General features: G+C 65.1%; 20 protein-coding genes. 6 read left to right on the top strand and 14 right to left on the bottom strand.

Translation table 11 applies throughout. The features are described 5' to 3' along the window. Nucleotides 1–46: 46 nt before the first annotated feature. Nucleotides 47–1468, bottom strand: coding sequence for an aminotransferase-like domain-containing protein (locus tag Q9316_RS09905; protein ID WP_306035002.1), 1422 nt, complete (start codon nt 1466–1468; stop codon nt 47–49). 94 nt (nt 1469–1562) lie between these two features. On the opposite strand from Q9316_RS09905, the gene Q9316_RS09900 reads away from it, so the two are divergent. Next, nucleotides 1563–1787: a DUF1127 domain-containing protein gene (locus Q9316_RS09900; protein ID WP_306035001.1), complete on the top strand. Its 225-nt coding sequence runs from the start codon at nt 1563–1565 to the stop codon at nt 1785–1787. Between the two features lie 6 nt (nt 1788–1793). On the opposite strand, the gene Q9316_RS09895 is transcribed toward Q9316_RS09900, so the two are convergent. Genes Q9316_RS09895 through purC form a run of 5 tightly spaced genes read right to left on the bottom strand, consistent with a single transcriptional unit; the run spans nt 1794 to nt 4215 of the window. Further along, entirely contained in the window at nt 1794–2186 is a 393-nt protein-coding gene (locus tag Q9316_RS09895) for a hypothetical protein (RefSeq protein WP_306035000.1), read from the bottom strand. Nucleotides 2187–2233: 47 nt separating this feature from the next. Next, entirely contained in the window at nt 2234–2905 is a 672-nt protein-coding gene (gene purQ / locus Q9316_RS09890) for a phosphoribosylformylglycinamidine synthase subunit PurQ (RefSeq protein ID WP_306034999.1), read from the bottom strand. After that, on the bottom strand, nt 2902–3159 hold the full coding sequence (locus tag Q9316_RS09885) for a hypothetical protein (RefSeq protein WP_306034998.1): 258 nt from the start codon (nt 3157–3159) through the stop codon (nt 2902–2904). Before Q9316_RS09885 ends, purQ begins: the two co-directional genes overlap by 4 nt. A 19-nt stretch (nt 3160–3178) precedes the next feature. Beyond that, nucleotides 3179–3421, bottom strand: a complete 243-nt coding sequence (purS, locus tag Q9316_RS09880) for a phosphoribosylformylglycinamidine synthase subunit PurS (RefSeq protein WP_226918873.1) — start codon at nt 3419–3421, stop codon at nt 3179–3181. A gap of 29 nt (nt 3422–3450) precedes the next feature. Next, nucleotides 3451–4215, bottom strand: coding sequence for a phosphoribosylaminoimidazolesuccinocarboxamide synthase (purC, locus tag Q9316_RS09875; RefSeq protein WP_064330132.1), 765 nt, complete (start codon nt 4213–4215; stop codon nt 3451–3453). Nucleotides 4216–4441: 226 nt separating this feature from the next. On the opposite strand from purC, the gene Q9316_RS09870 reads away from it, so the two are divergent. Further along, nucleotides 4442–4762, top strand: coding sequence for a DUF1476 domain-containing protein (locus tag Q9316_RS09870; RefSeq protein WP_306034997.1), 321 nt, complete (start codon nt 4442–4444; stop codon nt 4760–4762). 60 nt (nt 4763–4822) lie between these two features. On the opposite strand, the gene Q9316_RS09865 is transcribed toward Q9316_RS09870, so the two are convergent. Next, nucleotides 4823–7411: a sensor domain-containing protein gene (locus Q9316_RS09865; RefSeq protein WP_306034996.1), complete on the bottom strand. Its 2589-nt coding sequence runs from the start codon at nt 7409–7411 to the stop codon at nt 4823–4825. Nucleotides 7412–7494: 83 nt separating this feature from the next. After that, the gene (locus tag Q9316_RS09860) at nt 7495–8055 is read right to left on the bottom strand and encodes an RBBP9/YdeN family alpha/beta hydrolase (RefSeq protein WP_306034995.1); all 561 of its coding nucleotides are present in this window, start codon (nt 8053–8055) and stop codon (nt 7495–7497) included. A gap of 167 nt (nt 8056–8222) precedes the next feature. Here Q9316_RS09860 and Q9316_RS09855 point away from each other — a divergent pair, with 167 nt between their 5' ends. After that, nucleotides 8223–9026: a DUF2189 domain-containing protein gene (locus Q9316_RS09855; protein WP_306034994.1), complete on the top strand. Its 804-nt coding sequence runs from the start codon at nt 8223–8225 to the stop codon at nt 9024–9026. Nucleotides 9027–9134: 108 nt separating this feature from the next. Here Q9316_RS09855 and purB read toward each other — a convergent pair whose 3' ends face one another. The 6 genes from purB to Q9316_RS09825 all read right to left on the bottom strand — a co-directional run bounded on the left by purB (nt 9135) and on the right by Q9316_RS09825 (nt 14586). Then, nucleotides 9135–10442 carry an adenylosuccinate lyase gene (gene purB, locus Q9316_RS09850; RefSeq protein WP_306034993.1) on the bottom strand — a complete coding sequence of 436 codons (1308 nt, stop codon included), beginning with the start codon at nt 10440–10442 and terminating at the stop codon, nt 9135–9137. Nucleotides 10443–10505: 63 nt separating this feature from the next. Then, nucleotides 10506–11036 (bottom strand): hypothetical protein, encoded by a 531-nt coding sequence (locus Q9316_RS09845; RefSeq protein ID WP_306034992.1) that lies wholly within the window; start codon nt 11034–11036, stop codon nt 10506–10508. Continuing rightward, a complete protein-coding gene (locus tag Q9316_RS09840) occupies nt 11033–11767 on the bottom strand; it encodes a DUF2259 domain-containing protein (RefSeq protein ID WP_306034991.1) in 735 nt (244 codons plus the stop codon). The genes Q9316_RS09845 and Q9316_RS09840 overlap by 4 nt, the downstream gene beginning before the upstream one ends. Further along, nucleotides 11764–12441, bottom strand: coding sequence for a ribulose-phosphate 3-epimerase (gene rpe, locus Q9316_RS09835; RefSeq protein WP_306034990.1), 678 nt, complete (start codon nt 12439–12441; stop codon nt 11764–11766). The genes Q9316_RS09840 and rpe overlap by 4 nt, the downstream gene beginning before the upstream one ends. A 66-nt stretch (nt 12442–12507) precedes the next feature. Then, the gene (locus Q9316_RS09830) at nt 12508–13509 is read right to left on the bottom strand and encodes a P1 family peptidase (RefSeq protein ID WP_306034989.1); all 1002 of its coding nucleotides are present in this window, start codon (nt 13507–13509) and stop codon (nt 12508–12510) included. Then, entirely contained in the window at nt 13510–14586 is a 1077-nt protein-coding gene (locus Q9316_RS09825; RefSeq protein ID WP_306034988.1) for an ABC transporter substrate-binding protein, read from the bottom strand. 216 nt (nt 14587–14802) lie between these two features. Here Q9316_RS09825 and Q9316_RS09820 point away from each other — a divergent pair, with 216 nt between their 5' ends. From Q9316_RS09820 to Q9316_RS09810, 3 genes are all read left to right on the top strand, one after another. Next, nucleotides 14803–15255 carry a flavin reductase family protein gene (locus Q9316_RS09820; RefSeq protein ID WP_371877999.1) on the top strand — a complete coding sequence of 151 codons (453 nt, stop codon included), beginning with the start codon at nt 14803–14805 and terminating at the stop codon, nt 15253–15255. A gap of 78 nt (nt 15256–15333) precedes the next feature. Beyond that, the gene (locus Q9316_RS09815; protein WP_306035263.1) at nt 15334–16206 is read left to right on the top strand and encodes an AAA family ATPase; all 873 of its coding nucleotides are present in this window, start codon (nt 15334–15336) and stop codon (nt 16204–16206) included. Further along, complete coding sequence (locus tag Q9316_RS09810; RefSeq protein WP_306034986.1) at nt 16206–17450, top strand: vWA domain-containing protein; 1245 nt, start codon at nt 16206–16208, stop codon at nt 17448–17450. The genes Q9316_RS09815 and Q9316_RS09810 overlap by 1 nt, the downstream gene beginning before the upstream one ends. The last annotated feature ends 7 nt before the right edge of the window (nt 17451–17457 follow it).

Here is a 17457-nt window from a genome sequence, read left to right as displayed (position 1 = left end):
GCAGCGCGACAGGAAAATGACCGCCAGCCACAGCAGAACGGGGCTTTCAGGCCGGGCTGTCATAGCCCGTCGGGCCGTGCTCCAGCAGGCGGCGCAGCCGCGTCAGTCCGCTCACCACCTCATCGCGGCTCTCCGGCGAGGAGAGGCCGATGCGCACCCGGTGAAAGGTCTTTTCCGAACGACCGGCCTTGAACTCGTCCTCGTCGTCGATGAGGATATCCTCCGCGAATGCGGCTTGGCGGAACGTGCCGGAAAGCCAGGGATCGGGCAGCTTCAGCCAGAGGAAGGGCACGCGCGGATGCGAATTGAAATCGAGCCCGGCGAAGATTTTCCGTGCATGAGCCTCGCGCGCGCTCACTTCCTCGGAAACCTTGGCGCGGATCGCATCCGCGGTGCCTGACAGGACGAGCCGTGCGCCGACTTCCGCCAGCAGATAGGGCAGGCCGCCGCTGACCATCTTGTGGGCGATGCGCACGCGCTGGGCAAGGTGCGGCGGGCAGGCGATCCAGCCGCCGCGCACGCCGGCCGCGACGCTCTTCGACAGGCCCCCGACGAGGAAGGTGCGGTCGGGTGCGATTTCGGCGAGCAGCGGAATGCCCGTCTCCATCGTGCGGCCGTAGAGATTGTCCTCGATCAGGAAGACATTGTGCCGCCTGGCGATAGCGGCAATCGCCCGGCGCCGCTCTTCCGGCATGATGGAGAGCGTCGGGTTCTGGCCCGATGTCATCAGGAAGGCGAGCTTGGGATGCTGCTGCACGCAGACCCGCTCGAAATCCTCGGGGATGACGCCGTCGGCATCCGATTCGACGAGCATCGTCTGGCGGCCGATGAGCGTGGTGCCGCGGCTGACCTGCGAATAGGTGACATGCTCGAAGACGATACGGTCGCCGGGCGACGTGATCACCGAGACAGCTGCGATAACGGCTGCATGGGCACCGAGCGTCGGCACGATGCTTTCGAGGGCAGGGTGCCAATCGCCCCGTCCCAGCCAGCGGCGGCCGGCTTCCAGCCATTGCGGCGGGAAGTTGCGGGTGTAGCTGGCGATCTCGTTCGGCTGCTCGCGGCAGAGCGCGGAGAGGATATCGGTGATGGCCATCGACTGGCCGACATCGGTCGCGGCCGTCGTGTCGAAGCGCAGTTTGCCGGGCGGGGCATGGGCGGCGCGCGTGCCGACCAGCCGGGCGCTGACGGGATCGATGGAGGCGGTGTGCTCGCCCTCCGGAGGCGACCCCAGCACATAGGTGCCACGGCCGACCTCGCCGCTGACGAGGCCGCGTTCGCGCACCATCGTATAGGCACGGCTGATCGTGCCGATCGTCACCCCGACATCGTAGGCGAGGTTGCGTTGCGGCGGCAGCTTGCTGCCGGCGGCAAGCGCCCCCGTATTGATCGCCTGCTCGATCTGGTCGGCAATGCGGACATAAAGCGGGCCATCGGAGGCCTGTAGATTTGGAAGCCAATTTGTCATGGTGGCAATTCTTATATTGCACCGTTTTGAGAGTCAATTATTCCCTGAATGCACCGATTGTCACGCTCCCAGTGACATTTCAGGAGAAGAGATCATGGCAATTGATACAATATTCCCACCCGTCGCGTCGAAAGGCTCCTCAAGCCTGAAGACGAGTTTTCAGCGCGGTTGGCGCGCCTGCCGCGCCTGGTATGTCAAGCGGCGGACTCGCTATTGCCTGCTGGACCTTACGGAAGAGCAGCTTCAGGATATCGGCATCAGCCGCGACGAAGCGCGGCGGGAAGCCGGAAAATCGTTCTATTGGGACATGAACGCCTGAAGCGTCCTAGCAGCCCTTGCCGCCTGCGGCCCAGCGCTTGACGTCGGTCGTAATGCGCGCACCGACCGGTTCGCTCATCATCGGGCCGAATGCGTCGAGCCTGGCCGGGCTGCCTTCCGCCTGCACGACGAGCAGCGGGCGCGATTCCGGCGAATTGCGGTGCACGACGAGGATGCGCGGCCTGCCGGAGAAGGAGTTCAGTTCCGGTGCGAGGCGATAGGCCTTGAAGGCCGCGTCGCCCGACTTGAACCAGCAACTGTTCGCGCCGAGCGCGATGCGTTCCATGGTGGGCAGGGCGCCGTTGTTGGCCTTCGGTGCGGGCGTCTTCGTCTGGCACCCGGCAAGAGCCGCAGCGGCAGCCAGCGGCAGAAGGAGCTTGGCGGAGAAAAGAGGGCGCATGGAAAGCCTTTCGATGGCGGACATGCGCCCTTGATAACAAGGCCGGGTTAAGCAGCGATTACGTCGAGCACAGAGGCGAACAGACCTCGACCGTCCGAACCGCCATGGGCGGCCTCAATGAGGTTTTCCGGGTGCGGCATCAGGCCGAGTACGTTGCCTCGGGTGTTGATCACGCCGGCAATGTCGTTGATCGAGCCGTTCGGGTTGGTTCCTTCGGCATAGCGGAACACGACCTGGCCGTTGCCTTCAATCGACGCCAGCGTCTCGGTATCGGCGAAGAAATTGCCGTCATGATGGGCGACCGGGCAGCGGATGATCTGGCCCTTGTCGTAGGCGCGGGTGAAGTCCGTTTCGGCATTCGCCACTTCGAGCTTCACTTCGCGGCAAACGAATTTCAGCGAGGCATTGCGCATCAGCGCGCCCGGCAGCAGGCCTGCTTCGAGCAGGATCTGGAAGCCGTTGCATACGCCCAGCACCTTCACGCCGGCCTCGGCCTTCGCCTTGATCGCCTGCATGACCGGCATGCGGGCGGCGATGGCGCCGCAGCGCAGGTAATCGCCGTAGGAGAAGCCGCCGGGAATGACGATCAGATCGACATCCGGCAAATCCGTTTCCGTCTGCCAGACGGTGACCGGCGCCTGGCCGGAAATCTTGGTCAGCGCCGCGATCATGTCGCGGTCGCGGTTGAGGCCTGGAAGCTGGACGACGGCGGACTTCATGGGTGTGGTTCAAACCTTGCCTGGGCCTCGGCGAGTTCACGCAGTTCGAGGCGGTTTTCGATACGGTCGAGACGCTGGTCCACGCGGTCCAGGCGCGAATAGATGTGATGAACGTCCTGCTGAACCGTCACGATCGCTCCGCGCATCGTGATCATCTCGCTACGAAGATCGGAAAGCCCCGTGTCCAGCTTATCCATTCTGGCGTGGATGCTTCTCAGCACTTCATAGAGCAGTTCGTTCGTCACTTCTGCCATTGTTCATCTCCCTCAACCATCAGGCGAGGGCGATAGTATAATTCTCGATTACCGTGTTGGCCAGCAGCTTCTCGCACATGGCCTTGAGGTCGGCTTCGGCCTTGGCGCGGTCGGCGGTCTGAACTTCGAGGTCGAAGACCTTGCCCTGGCGGACCTGGCCGACGCCGTCGAAGCCGAGGCTGCCGAGGGCGCCTTCGATGGCCTTGCCCTGCGGGTCGAGAACACCGTTCTTGAGCGTAACCGTTACGCGTGCCTTGATCATGTCTTTGCGTTCCATCCTTGGGGAGCGTGTTACTTCACCAGAACCGGGCCGGTGCCGCGCACGGGCTCGTTCTCGTTGATGATGCCGAGGCGGCGGGCCACTTCCTGGTAGGCTTCCACGAGGCCGCCCATGTCGCGGCGGAAGCGGTCCTTGTCCATCTTTTCCTGGGTGGCGATGTCCCAGAGGCGGCAGCTATCGGGCGAGATCTCGTCGGCGATGATGATGCGCATCATGTCGCCTTCGTAGAGGCGGCCGCATTCGATCTTGAAATCGACGAGCTGGATGCCGACGCCGAGGAAGAGGCCGGAGAGGAAGTCGTTGACGCGAATGGCGAGCGCCATGATGTCGTCGAGTTCCTGCGGGCTTGCCCAGCCGAAGGCCGTGATGTGCTCTTCGGAGACCATCGGGTCTTCCAGCGCATCGGCCTTGAAATAGAATTCGATGATCGAGCGCGGCAGCACGGTGCCTTCCTCGATGCCGAGGCGCTTGGAAAGCGAGCCGGCGGCGACGTTGCGCACGACCACTTCGAGCGGGATGATCTCGACTTCCTTGATCAGCTGCTCGCGCATGTTGAGGCGGCGGATGAAATGGGTCGGGATGCCCATCTTGTTGAGCTGCGTGAAGATGTATTCGGAAATCCGGTTGTTGAGCACACCTTTCCCGTCGATGACATCGTGTTTCTTCTTGTTGAAGGCGGTGGCATCGTCCTTGAAGAACTGGATCAGCGTGCCCGGCTCGGGACCCTCATAGAGAATCTTGGCCTTGCCTTCGTAGATACGGCGGCGACGGTTCATGGGTTTTTCTCTTTGTTGGCGCGCTTGGGTCGCGCAGGTGTCGTTCGTTTCCGGCTCCCATAAACGAAATGCCGCAGTTTAACAATCGGCGTCTCTGCCGATCCCCCGATTTCCGGCCTTTCCGGCACGAGGCTGCCGCTCACAAAAGTTCGCATTGCACTTTTGCCCTTGTTTTGATTTATGGGCTTTGAACCCCAATGGGAAAGAGAATCTACGGGAGCCATACATGAGCAGCATGCAGGATCGGGAAAAGGCTTTCGAGGCCAAGTTCGCGCTGGACGAGGAGCTGCGCTTCAAGGCCGAGGCACGCCGCAACAAGCTGGTCGGCCTTTGGGCTGCCGGCCTGCTCGGCAAGACCGGCGCGGATGCGGAAGCATATGCCAAGGACGTCGTCGCCGCCGATTTCGAGGAAGTCGGCCATGAGGACGTCGTGCGCAAGGTCAAGACGGATTTCGACGCTGCCGGCGTTGCCCGCACCGAGGACGAAATCCGCGTGCAGATGATCGAGCTTCTGGCGGTCGCCATTTCGCAGCTCGAAGCCAACTGACCAACGCCGAACAATGTACATTCGAGAGCCGTCCGGTCCTGCCGGGCGGCTTTTTCGCGCCTAGCGGCTGATGGCGCGGCGAATGTCGTTCTGCAGGTCGCGCGCCGTGCCGCCATGCGCACGCCATTCCTGGCGCTCGATGAAACCAGGTATCGCGGCGGCCGGCATCGGGCGGGCGAGTGCATAGCCCTGGAGGATGTCGCAGCCGAGGTCGCGCATGATGGCGACATGGGCGGGGGTCTCGACACCTTCGGCGACCACCTCGATGTTCAGCGAACGGCCGATCTCCACGATGGTGCCGACCAGCTTGCGCTGCCCCGGCGAGCGGCTGACGGGTTTGACCAATTGCCGGTCGATCTTCAGCCGGCGCGGGCTGAGCTTCATCAGACTGACGATCGAGGCATGGCCAGTGCCGAAATCGTCGATTTCGATGTCGATGCCGAGCTTGCGCATTTCGGCGAGGTTTTCCAGGACCGTGCGGTCGCAATCGTCGAGGAATATCGATTCCAGCAGCTCGAAGGAGAGCGATCCGGGGGCGATGCCCAGCGTGCGCAGCGAATGGGCGAGTTCCGGATCGTGCAGGCGCTTGGAGGAGATGTTGGCCGAGATCTTGCCGATGCCAAGCCCGGACTTTTGCCATCCGGCAAAGTCGGCAAGCGAGCGTTCCAGCACGATCCGGTCGATCATCGCCACGCAATCGAGGTCCTCGGCGATCTTGAGAAAGGTATCCGGCGTCAGGATGCCGCGTGTCGGATGATCGCAGCGCGCCAGCGTCTCGACGCCGACCATGTCGAGGCTGCGGGCGCAGAACTGCGGCTGATACCAGGGCAGGAAGCGGCGCTGCTCGATGCCGGAAAGAATGTCGTCGGCGGTCTGCTTGTTGACGATGATCTGCGCCTGGAAGTCGCTGGTGAAGAATTCATGCCGGCTGCGGCCGCGGTTCTTGGCGCGGTAGAGCGCAAGGTCGGCATTGACGAGAAGCTGCTTGGCATCGATCGCCGCGCCCGACTGGCTGGCGATCCCGACGCTCGCGCCGAAGCGGCAGATATGGCCGTTGAAGGTGACCGGCTTGCGCATCGCCGTCACGATCGCCTCGGCAAGGGCCGAGAGGTTGCGGCCGCCGGCCCCGGTGGAAAGGAAGACGAACTCGTCGCCGCCGATGCGGGCGACGAAATCGGACGGTCCCTTGAGCTCGCCGAGGATGCGTGCGGCATGCACCAGCATCTGGTCGCCGGCAAGGTGGCCCAGCGTGTCGTTGATCTCCTTGAAGCGGTCGAGATCAATATGCAGCACGGCGAGGCGGCTGCCGGCCTGCTGCGCCGTTTGCGCCGCCTCCTCGATCGTCGCGTCGAGATAGCGGCGGTTCGGCAGGCCGGTCAGGTGGTCGTGCAGGGCGGTGTATTCGATGCGCGCCCTTGCTGCCTCCAGCTCGTCGTTGCGCGCTTCGGCAAGGTCCCTGGCGTGCTTCAGTTCTTCCTGCAATTGCACGTCGTCGGTCACGTCCCAGTTCGCGCCGACGAGATGGGGAATGCCTGTCGTATCGACATAGGGAGCAGCGCGGCCGCGGATGTGGCGGATCTCGCCGTCGCCGCGAATGATGCGGAACTCGTTGGCGAAGTCCCGGCTACGGAAGATGCCGTCGCTGACCTTCGCCGCGGCCTTCCGCCTGTCTTCCGGATGCAGCGCCCGCTCCCATGTCGTGCTGTCCGGTTCCTCGGTGAGGCCGTACATTTCCACCATGCGGTCGTCCCAACGCACGTCGCTGGTGCGCAGGTTGACGTCGAAGACGCCGATTTGCGAGACGTCGAGCGCCAGTTCCAGCCGGCGGGACATCTGCGCGAGGCGTTCCTCCGCCTCCTTGCGCTCGGTGATGTCGGTATCCGTGCCGGCGATGCGGCTTGGCTTGCCGTCGGGCCCATATTCCACGACCGCGCCGCGGCTTTCGATCCAGACCCAGTGTCCGTCCCTGTGCCGTTCGCGATAGCTGAAGACGCTGAACGGCGCTTCGCCGCTTTCCTGCCGCGCGATCTGGGCAAGCACATGGCTGCGGTCGTCCGGATGCACCGTCTGGATCCACGCGTCGAGCGAAGCCTCGATCGGGTCGTCCGGCTGCAGGCCGCGGATGGTGCGCCACTGACGGGAGTAAAAGAGGTCGCCATGCGCGAAGTCGTGGTCCCAGACACCCTGGCCGGCGGATTCCAGCGCATGGTTCCAGCGGCTTTCCCGCTCCGCCAGTTCCAGCGTGTTGCGCTTGCGCTCGTCGATATCGATCGCTTGTACGATCAAAGCGGGGGTGCCGCGCTCGTCCGGCAGGGCCGGCGGCTCGATGAACGAGGCGAGAACCCAGAATTCAACGCCGTCCGGCCGCTGGAAGCGGATTTCCCAGGGAGCCTGCTCCGACAGGCGCGCGCGCAAGGCGACGGCGAGGACGGGGCGATCCTTGGTAGAGACACAGGCCTCGAAGGAGGGGAGTTGCGAAAGCGAGGAAACGCCGAACGATTTCAGAAAGACGGCATTGGCATCGACGATGCGCCCATCAGCGTCAAGCGCGGCGAAGCCGAAGCCGGAGCGCGCGAAAAGGCGGCGATAGAACGGTTCGCGGCCCGCTTCTCGCACGGCAATGGAGGTCGAACCGGGTGGTTTGGCCATGAAACGCGGCGCCTGCAATGAACTCAACAGCCGTAGCGTGCAGGATTTCTATGAAATTCCTCTTAATGACGAAATCCGGATGTTCAGGCGGGCGCCTTGAGCTTGCCGAGGAACTGGGCGAACACCATCGTTCCCTCGGGCCAGGGGCCATGGCCGGATTCGGCGTTGATATGCCCGGCCTCGCCGGCATCGAGCATCAGCGATCCCCAGGCGGCGGCAACGTCGTCCGCATGCTCGTAGGTCCCGAACGGATCGTTGCGGCTGGCGACAACGATGGACGGGAAGGGCAGCGGATCGCGCGGATAGGGACCGAAGGTCATGAAGTGCTTCGGGCGAATCTCCGGGTTGGCGACATCGGGCGGGGCGACGAGGAAGGCGCCGACGACCTTTTTGCCGAGATGCGGGACGGCGTGGATGGCCGCCGTCACGCCGAGCGAATGGGCGACGAGCACGACCGGCTTGCTTGCCGCCGCCACCTCCTCGATCACGCGCTGCACCCAGTCTTCCCGTACGGGCTTGGCCCATTCCGCCTGTTCCACGCGGCGGGCCGAGGCGAGCTTGGATTGCCAGCGGCTCTGCCAATGGTCCGGGCCGGAATTGGTGTAGCCGGGTACGATGAGGATTTCTGCTTCTGACGCTTTCATGCGGCGGCATGTGCGTTCACGAAGTGCTGAAGTCAAGAGGGCGGGACAAATCGCCCCGTCGGGTGTATGCTTCGGCGTCTCAATGCCTATCGCGGGCTGCCGTGGTGGCGGACGATTGCCCTCCACGCGCTGCCGTGACGGTTCCAAGCCGGCAAGGAGGAAGCATCATGGCGACGTTTCATGTAATGGCAGGCCCCAATGACATGGTGGCCCATCCGGCGATCCGACGGATCGGGATGTCCGATGTCTGGGATGCGCTCGCGCGCGGCTTCGACGATTTTCGTGCGAAACCGTCCCATTACGTCTTCCTGAGCCTGATCTATCCGATCTGCGGGGCGGTGCTCGTCACTTGGAGTTCCGGCGCCAACATGCTGCCGCTGATCTTTCCGCTGATTGCGGGTTTCGCGCTGCTGGGCCCGTTCTTCGCGCTCGGCCTCTATGAAATCAGCCGCCGGCGCGAGCGCGGCATGGATACGTCCTGGCGTCACGCGCTGGAAGTGCGCCACTCGCCCGCACTGCCCTCAATCCTCGCCGTCGGCGCCATGCTGATGGTGCTGTTCGTGGCATGGCTCGTCTTCGCGCAGATGCTCTACACCAGCCTCTTCGGACCGGAACCGCCGCAGTCGATGGCGCTTTTCCTCGCTTCGGTCTTCGGTTCGGAGGAAGGGCTCCTGCTGATGCTGGCGGGCAATGCCATCGGCTTCTGCTTCGCCCTCGTCGTGCTGGCGACGACCGTCATCGCCTTTCCGATGATGCTCGACCGGGATGTCGGGGCCGTTGCCGCCATCGAAACGTCGTTGCGCGCCACGCTGGTCAATCCGGTGCCGATCGCCTGCTGGGGCCTCATCGTCGCGGCCCTGCTCATCGTCGGCACGATCCCGATCTTCGTCGGCCTTGCCGTGATCATGCCGATCCTCGGCCATGCCACCTGGCATCTCTATCGCAAGATCGTCGTCGACGAAGCGCGATAGCCAAGTTCCGCGGGCGGTGCCGCGCCAGGAGGAGAGTGCAAGACCGCCCGCCAGAGGGGAGCGATGGCGCCATTGGCGCCATCGCCGCCTTTGATTTCCGGTCTTGCGTCAGACGGTGCCGAAGACGCGGCGGAAGATCGTATCGACGTGCTTGGTGTGATAGCCGAGGTCGAACTTTTCGCGGATCTGCTCTTCGGAAAGGGCAGCGCGCACTTCGCCGTCCGCCAGCAGCTCTTCCAGGAAGTCCTTGCCCTGTTCCCAGACCTTCATGGCATTGCGCTGCACGAGGCGGTAGGCATCCTCGCGCGACACGCCGGCTTGCGTAAGAGCAAGCAGGACGCGCTGCGAGTGAACAAGTCCGCGGAACTTGTTCATATTCTTCAGCATGTTCTCCGGATAGATCACCAGCTTCTCGATGACGCCGGCAAGGCGGTTCAGTGCGAAGTCGAGGGTGATCGTCGTGTCCGGGCCGATGCCGCGCTCGACGCTGGAATGGGAAATGTCGCGCTCGTGCCAGAGCGCCACGTTCTCCATGGCGGGCGTGACGGCCATGCGCACGAGGCGGGCAAGGCCGGTCAGGTTCTCCGTCAGCACCGGGTTGCGCTTGTGCGGCATGGCGGAGGAGCCCTTCTGGCCGGGCGAGAAGAACTCTTCCGCTTCCAGGACTTCCGTGCGCTGCATATGGCGGATTTCGATCGCGACGTTCTCGATGGACGAGGCGATGACGCCGAGGGTCGCGAAGAACATCGCATGGCGGTCGCGCGGGATGACCTGCGTGGAGACGGGCTCGGGTACGAGGCCGAGCTTGGCGCAGACATGCTCTTCCACGCGCGGGTCGATATTGGCGAAGGTGCCGACGGCGCCGGAGATCGCACCGGTGGCGATTTCCGCGCGGGCGGCCACGAGGCGGGCGCGGCCCCGGTCCATCTCGGCGTAGAAGCGGGCGAGCGTCAGGCCCATCGTCGTCGGCTCGGCATGGATGCCGTGGCTGCGGCCGATGCGGATGGTGTCCTTATGCTCGAAGGCGCGGGCCTTGAGCGCAGCCAGCACGCGGTCCATGCCGGCGAGGAGAATATCGGCGGCGCGCACGAGCTGGATGTTGAAGGTCGTGTCGAGCACGTCCGACGAGGTCATGCCCTGGTGCACGAAGCGGCTGTCCGGGCCGACGAATTCGGCAAGATGCGTCAGGAAGGCGATGACGTCGTGCTTGGTGACGGCTTCGATCTCGTCGATGCGGGCGACGTCGAACTCGGCCTTGCCGCCCTTTTCCCAGATCGTCTCGGCGGCCGATTTCGGGATGACGCCGAGATCCGCCAGCGCGTCGCAGGCATGCGCCTCGATCTCGAACCAGATGCGGAACTTCGTTTCAGGCGACCAGATCGCGACCATGTCCGGTCGGGAATAGCGAGGGATCATCGGCTCTAGACTTTCTCTGGGAGGTGGGAATTGCCGCCGCTTTAGCAAAGATGGCCGGCAAGCTCAACGCATCATGGGCCGCGACAGCCACAGGCTGGCCCCGGCAAGCACCGGCAGGCCGACCGGCAGGTAGAGCCCGAGGCCCATGACGAGGAACTGGTAGGTGGCGCCGGCCGAGGTGAAGAGGAACTGCAGGAACCAGGTACGCGTGCCGAACGGCTGGTGCCACTGCGCATAGAACAGCCGGTAGTCCATGGCGAAGACGAAGGCCGTCATGGCGACCGTGCCGAGGCTCAACAGCGCGAAATGGGCGGCAAAGCGCGCCTCGGCGCTGCGGCGGCGCGAGAGCAGGCGCGCGATCGGCAGAACGCAGAGCCAGGCGAGAAACCCGCCGGCAAAATAGATGACGAGGATCTTTTCCAGATGGAAGGATTGCCAGCGGCCCTGCATCACGAGCGAGAAGAAGGCGCAGGCCGCCATGAGCAGGCCCCAGGCGGCCGCGCCGCCAAGGAGGAGCGGCAGGTGCGGGACGATCGGTGCGGGCCCGTCACGAAAGGCCCCGTTGCCTTGCGCTGCTGCGATGGCCCTGTTCAAGGCCGGAAGGGCACGGCGATCCAGCGACCGTCGGCACCCTCGAAGCCGAAGCTACGCACCAGCACGAGCGCGACATGAACAGGATCGGCGCCGGACGGATGGAAGGCGACGGCGCCCGAAATCTGATAGGAGATCGGGCAGTTGCGGCTTTCCGGCACGCGCGTGTCCTCGTGCAGCACCTTGTCGGTTGCTTGGCCGTCGCGCCTGACGAGCTTCAGGCGAAAACCCTTGCCGCCGTCCGGGGCGATGTCCCGGCACATGTCCGGCAGGTCCAGCGCGATTTCGTCGAGCGTCAGCGCGTAGCTGCCGCCCGGCACCGGCTCGATCGCATGCGGAACATATTCGATGCGCCTGGGGTCCACGTTCCCTTCGCCCATCGGGTTGAAGGCGGCGAGCACGCCGGTATTGGAGAGCACCTTGTGCTGATCGATCAGCGCCTTCGCCTTGTAGCGGCTATCCGCCCGCGCCTTGGCGATGTCAGCCTCTTCGCTGTCTATGCGCACGCGGATCGGTGTGCCGGCGAGATAGGCGTCCTTCTGCGTGTCGATGAAATAGACGTTGGAATAGGGGAAGCCCGAGCCGTCCTGGATGCCGAATTCCTCGAAAGCGTAGATCTTGCCGTCGGGCGAGAATCCGAGGGACTGGAAGGTCGAGAAATCGCCCGCCGATGCGCCTGCCGTTGATAGCAGGGACGCCGCAAGGGCGATTGCCGCTCTTCGCAAGATGCTCACGCCCGCGCTCCCTCCGCATTGCTGCGCAGAGTGTCGATGGTTTTGCGATAGGCGTCAACATGGCCGCCGCCGAAGATGGCCGACCCCGCGACGAAGGCGTTGGCGCCGGCCGCAGCGGGGAGGGCGATCGTATCGACGGTGATGCCGCCGTCCACCTGGATATCGATCGGCCGGTCGCCGACGAGGGCGCGCACGCGGCGGATCTTCTCCTCCATCGCCGGAATGAACTTCTGGCCGCCGAAGCCGGGGTTTACCGTCATGACGAGGATGAGGTCGATCTTGTCGAGGAGATATTCGAGCACGCTTTCCGAGGTTGCCGGATTGATCGACACGCCGGCGCGCTTGCCGAGCGCCTTGATGGCCTGCAGCGAACGGTCGAGATGCGGGCCTGCCTCGGCATGCACGGTGATGCTGTCGCAGCCGGCCTTGGCAAAGGCTTCGAGATAGGGATCGGCCGGCGCGATCATCAGGTGGCAGTCGAAGAAGGCATCGGTATGCGGGCGTAGCGCCTTGATGACGTCTGGCCCGAAGGAGATGTTCGGCACGAAATGACCGTCCATGATGTCGAGATGGATCCAGTCCGCGCCGGCCGCGACGACGTCGCGCACTTCCTGGCCGAGTTTCGCATAGTCGGCCGCAAGAATGGACGGCGCGATCCGGATGGGGAGGGTCATGTCAGGCTCCTGGCAAGAATTTTGGCGTGGCCATATCATTCCCGGCAGGGCGGAACAACGGGCGAATTACCGCCCTGCCCAGCTCGGCATGACGTCTCCGGTCAGGGACCTCGCATCATGCACGCCGCGGGCGATGGCGCGGGCCATGGTGGAAGCCGCCGCCGCACAAAGCTCGATGAAATCTTCCGGCGCGGGCGAGCGTCCGCTTTTCCCGGTCGCGAGCGCGAAGACGAGGTCGCCGTCGAGCGGCGTATGCGCCGGCCAGAGCGCGCGGGCGAAGCCGTCATGGGCGGCGATGGCGAGGCGCTTGGCCTCTGCCTTGGTGAGCGCCGCATCGGTGGCGATGACGGCGATCGTGGTGTTTTCCGTGCCGGTGGGGCGGCGTGACATTTTCGTGCGCGGCGTCCGGGCGTCGGCCGGGAAGGGCGCGGGCAGGCCGAGCCCGCCGAACTCGCTACCTTCCTCGAAAGACGCGGCCCAGAAATGCCTGCTGTCACCGACCGTTGCGGAGCCGAGCGCATTGACCGCGACAAGGGCGCCGACCGTGAAGCCGCAATCGAGAATGCTGGAGGCCGAGCCGAGGCCGCCCTTGAATGTGGCCGTCAGCGCTCCGGTGCCGGCTCCGGTGCTGCCGGTTTCGAAATCCGTGCCCGCATCGGCCAGCGCGGCGTAGCCGAGTTCGCGATAGGGCGGGTAGCGGCCCCAGTCCTTGTCGCCGCCATTCATCAGGTCGAAGAGGATGGCGGCGGGCACGATCGGCACGCGAAAGGGGCCGACGGCAAAGCCGCGCCCCGCCTCGCGCAGGCCCGCCTGCACGCCGGAGGCCGCATCGAGGCCGAAGGCCGAGCCGCCGGACAGAACCAGCGCATCGACGGTCTGCACCGTGTTGTGCGGCTCCAGCAGGTCCGTCTCCCGCGTGCCCGGCGCGCCGCCGAGCACCTGCACGGCCGCCGTCGCCGGCTCCTCGCACAGAACGACTGTGACGCCGGAGCGCAGGCGATGGTCCGTCGCGTTGCCGACCGTGAGGCCGGCGACATCGGTAATGAGGTTCCTCGGACCGGGCTTCATCTATTCGCTTTCCGGGGCAGTTTCGGCCGGCACGAAGGCGCCCGCGCGCCAGACGAGCAGGTCATAGGGATTTTCACGCATCTCATGATCCGCGCCGAACGCCACGGTGCCGACTGCCGTCGCAAAGCTGCCGGCGGCAAGCTTTTCCATGAGGTCGCCGCCTGCCGCCGCCGCCGTCGCGAGCGCCGTCACGGCGGCATGGGCCGGCAGGACATAGCCTTCCGCGACGATATCCTTTTCCAGCATCGACGCCGCGAGCGGCCGGCCCTCGGGCAGCGTGCCGTAGTCGGGCAAGGCAATGGCCTCCACGCCCTCCGTCATCGGCACGAGCGGATCGGCGCCGAGCAGGGCCTCGCCGCCGAGAAGGGCGAGCGGCGTCTTCTCTGCTTTCGCATCGCGGGCGATCACCGCGACATCCGTCCGGTCGCCGCCGACGAAGACATGCGTCACGCCGGTCTTGGCAAGGCGCCGCACGAGCGTGAGCTGCTGTTCCTGCGCCGGGCGGAACGTGTCGACGAAGGCAGCCTTCATGCCGACCTCTTCCAGCCGCAGCCGGACCGTTTCGACGAGCTCGCGGGCGTGGATGGTGCCGTCGTCGATGAGGGCGAAGGGCTCGGACTTCCAGTCGCGGGTGATGATCTCGACCGCCTTGTCGGCTTCAGCCTTCGGGCCGGGCGCGAGGCGGAAGAGCGGCCAGCGCTTCTTCAGCGCATCCTCCATGAGGATGCCGGAACGCACGGACAGCGTGATCGCCGGCACCTTGGCCTCGGCGAGCGCCGGCAGCGCGGCCGCAAGCCCTTCCGTGCACAGGAAGCCGACGGCCGCGACGGCATCCGCGGCGAGGATGTCAGTGGCGATGCGCTCGCCATCGGTATCGTCGCAGGCCTCCGCGATCTCCATCACCTTGTCGCCGTTCGCTTCGGCCGCGAAACGCGCGCCGTCGCGCACCTGCTGGCCGAGAATCGCAAGCGGTCCTTCCTTCGGTGCGACGACCGCAAAGGTGAGGCCGGCGGCGGCTGCGGGCGAGGCGGCGAGCGCTGAAGCGGCGAGCAGGCTGGCAAGGAAGGCGGTTCTCATTCTCAATCCATGGATTGCGATCACGCCCTTTGTAAGGATCGCGCCTGGGGCGTCAAAGAGAAATATCTTCACAAAACGCCGTTTGTCTCTGGCAAGACAGGAAAATTCGACTTCGGGGGTTACATTTTTCTTCACTTTCGCCATGTATCTCCTGTGTCAAAGGAGAACGTCGTGTTGGACAGATTGTTGGTGGACGCGTCGCTCTATCGTGATGCCATGAGCCGCTATGCCGGGCATGTGCAGATCGTGACGACGGTACATGAGGGCGAGAAGCGCGGCGTCACGATCACCGCCGCCTGCTCGGTGTCGGACAATCCCGCCATGGTGCTGGCCTGCGTCAACGCCTCCAACCCGAAAAATGCGGTCTTCGAGAAGAGCGGCCGCTTCGCGCTCAACACGCTCGCCGCCGACCAGATCGACCTTGCCAATGCGTTTTCCGGCCGCAACCCGGCGCTGACCTCGGAAGAGCGTTTCGCCATGGGCAACTGGCAGGAGCTGGTGACCGGCGCGCCGGTTCTGAAGGATGCGCTCGCCGCCTTCGATTGCCGCCTCGTCGAGTTCAAGGTCATGGCGACGCATATGGTGCTGATCGGCGAAGTGCTGGGCGTTTCCTTCGGCGAGCACAAACCGGCGCTTCTCTATATGGACCGGGGCTACCGCACGCTATAAGTTCATCCTCCGGACTGGAGGAGTTGCGTGCCCTATAAACTTGGACACATTCCGCAATCGATCGACGAAACCGTCGATATGCTCTCGGCGGGCAATTATCTCGCTGGGCGCGCGCTGGCGACCGTGCTTTTCCTGTCGCTGCGCATGAAGCGGCCGCTCTTCCTGGAGGGCGAGGCCGGCGTCGGCAAGACGGAGATCGCCAAGGTGTTGGCATCGGCGCTTGACCGGCCGCTGATCCGCCTTCAGTGCTACGAGGGCCTCGATATTTCCTCGGCGGTCTACGAGTGGAACTATCCGGCGCAGATGCTGGAGATCCGCCTTGCCGAAGCCGCCGGCACCACGGATCGTGGCCGCATCGAAGCCGATATCTTCTCCGAGCGCTACCTGATCCGCCGGCCGGTGCTGCAGGCGCTGTCCTCGCCGGACGGGCGCGCGCCGGTCTTCCTGATCGACGAACTCGACCGCACCGACGAGGCCTTCGAGGCCTTCCTCCTGGAAGTGCTTTCCGATTTCCAGGTGAGCGTGCCGGAGCTCGGCACGATCCGCGCCGCCGAGCCGCCCATCGTCATCATCACCACGAACCGGACCCGTGAGGTGCACGACGCGCTGAAGCGGCGCTGTCTCTACCATTGGGTGGACTATCCGGCGGCCGCGCAGGAGCTGGAGATCATCCGCCGCAAGGTGCCGGGCTGCAACGCGCTGCTCTCGCAGCAGATCGTCGCCTACGTGCAGAAGCTGCGCACGCTCGACCTCTTCAAGAACCCCGGCGTTGCCGAAACCATCGACTGGGCGACGGCGCTCACCGAGCTCGACCGGGTGGCGCTCGACCCCGAAACGGTGTCGGACACGCTCGGCACCCTGCTCAAATACCAGGACGACATCGCCCGCATCGAGGGCGCGGAGGGCCGCAAACTGCTCGACGAGGTGAAAACCGGTCTGGCGGCGGGGTGATGATGATGAACGCGGCGGGCAGCGACGGGACGGGCGCCGCCATGGATGGACGGCTGGCCGACAATATCGTGTTCTTCGCCCGCGTGCTGCGCAAGGCGGGCCTGCGGCTTGGGCCAGCGTCGGTGACGGATGCCATCGAGGCGGTGCAGGCGATCGGCATCGTCGACAGGGAGGAATTCTATACCGCGCTGCATGCGACGCTGGTCAAGCGCCACGAGGACGGTGCCGTTTTCGACGAGGCCTTCCGGCTGTTCTGGCGCTCGCGCGATCTCGTCGGAAAAATGATCGCCCTGATGTCGCCGGTCGTGACGCGGCATGAGGAACGGGAGAAGCGCAAGGCGGGGGAAACCCGTGTCTCCGACGCGCTGTTCGGCGGACGCGAGGACCGGCGTCCGCCGCGCGACGAGCCGGATATCGAGATCGACTCCCGCTTCACCGCCTCCGGCAGCGAGATGCTGCGCAAGACCGATTTCGCCCAGATGAGCGCGGTTGAGCTTGCCGAGGCCAAGCGGGCGATCGCCAATCTCGTGCTGCCGCTGGACGAGGTGCGCACGCGCCGCTTTCGCCGCAGCAACCGGCCGGTGACGATCGATGCCCGCGCCACCATGCGCCACGCCATGCGCACCGGCGGTGCGCTGATCCTGCCGCGGCACCGCGAACCGAAGTGGGTCGCGCCGCCGCTCGTCGTGCTGGCCGACATTTCCGGCTCGATGAGCCAGTACACGCGCATCTTCCTGCATTTCCTGCATGCGCTCGGCGAGCAGCGGCGCCGCACCCATGCCTTCCTGTTCGGCACGCGGCTCAGCAACGTCACGCGCCAGATGCGCCACCGCGATCCCGATCTCGCCGTCGAGGCTTGCAGCCAGACGGTCAGCGACTGGTCCGGCGGCACGCGCATCGGCGAGACGCTGCAGGTGTTCAACCGGCTCTGGTCGCGCCGCGTGCTGGGGCAAGGTGCCGTCGTGCTTTTGATCACCGACGGGCTGGAGCGCGAGGGCATCGACCTGCTCGAAAAGGAGATGGACCGGCTGCACCGTTCCTGCCGGCGGCTTGTCTGGCTCAATCCGCTGCTGCGCTTCGAGGGCTTCGAGGCGCGGGCGCGCGGCGTGCGGGCCATGCTGCCGCATGTGGACGAGCTGCGCCCGGTGCACAATCTGGAGGCCATGGCGGATCTGGTGGCGGCGCTGTCCGGCGAGGCACGGCGTGGCGCCGGCGATCCCCGTCGTTTCCTGCCGGCTGCATAGGAGGAGA

Source organism: Shinella zoogloeoides (assembly GCF_030733845.1).
Taxonomy (GTDB): Bacteria; Pseudomonadota; Alphaproteobacteria; order Rhizobiales; family Rhizobiaceae; genus Shinella; species Shinella zoogloeoides_C.
The sequence above is the reverse complement of the archived record's forward strand: the minus strand, read 5'-3'. Positions and strand labels throughout refer to the sequence as shown.